This is a genomic window from Streptomyces sp. NPDC050528 (assembly GCF_044457795.1).
GTDB lineage: Bacteria > Actinomycetota > Actinomycetes > Streptomycetales > Streptomycetaceae > Streptomyces.
Map to the genome: position 1 here is coordinate 1 of NZ_JBITHH010000043.1, position 1,074 is coordinate 1,074.

Genomic DNA, 1,074 nt, shown 5'->3' on the forward strand with positions numbered 1-1,074 from the left:
TCGTGACTGCGTGCCTTTTGAAGAATGAGCCTGCGAGTTTGCGGTGTGTTGCGAGGTTAACCCGTGTGGGGAAGCCGTAGCGAAAGCGAGTCCGAATAGGGCGGTTTAGTAGCGCGCTCAAGACCCGAAGCGGAGTGATCTAGCCATGGGCAGGTTGAAGCGGAGGTAAGACTTCGTGGAGGACCGAACCCACCAGGGTTGAAAACCTGGGGGATGACCTGTGGTTAGGGGTGAAAGGCCAATCAAACTCCGTGATAGCTGGTTCTCCCCGAAATGCATTTAGGTGCAGCGTCGTGTGTTTCTTGCCGGAGGTAGAGCACTGGATAGGCGATGGGCCCTACCGGGTTACTGACCTTAGCCAAACTCCGAATGCCGGTAAGTGAGAGCACGGCAGTGAGACTGTGGGGGATAAGCTCCATGGTCGAGAGGGAAACAGCCCAGAGCATCGACTAAGGCCCCTAAGCGTACGCTAAGTGGGAAAGGATGTGGAGTCGCAGAGACAACCAGGAGGTTGGCTTAGAAGCAGCCACCCTTGAAAGAGTGCGTAATAGCTCACTGGTCTAGTGATTCCGCGCCGACAATGTAGCGGGGCTCAAGCGTACCGCCGAAGTCGTGTCATTCATACAACAGGGCCAACGCCTGTATGGATGGGTAGGGGAGCGTCGTGTGCCGGGTGAAGCCGCAGCGGAAGCTAGTGGTGGACGGTTCACGAGTGAGAATGCAGGCATGAGTAGCGATACACACGTGAGAAACGTGTGCGCCGATTGACTAAGGGTTCCTGGGTCAAGCTGATCTGCCCAGGGTAAGTCGGGACCTAAGGCGAGGCCGACAGGCGTAGTCGATGGATAACCGGTTGATATTCCGGTACCCGCTGTGAAGCGTCAAACATTGAACCAGGCGATGCTAAGTCCGTGAAGCCGTTCCGGACCCTTCGGGGAATGGAAAGTGGTGGAGCCGACGGTCCAGACCTGTAGTAGGTGAGTGATGGGGTGACGCAGGAAGGTAGTCCATCCCGGGCGGTGGTTGTCCCGGGGTAAGGGTGTAGGACGAGTGGTAGGCAAATCCGCCGCTCAT

Annotated in this window: 1 rRNA gene; it reads left to right on the forward strand. The window is 57.1% G+C overall.

Annotated elements, in window-relative coordinates:
• A 23S ribosomal RNA gene (locus tag ACIBK4_RS50495) occupies positions 1–1,074 on the forward strand; the annotation flags it as partial.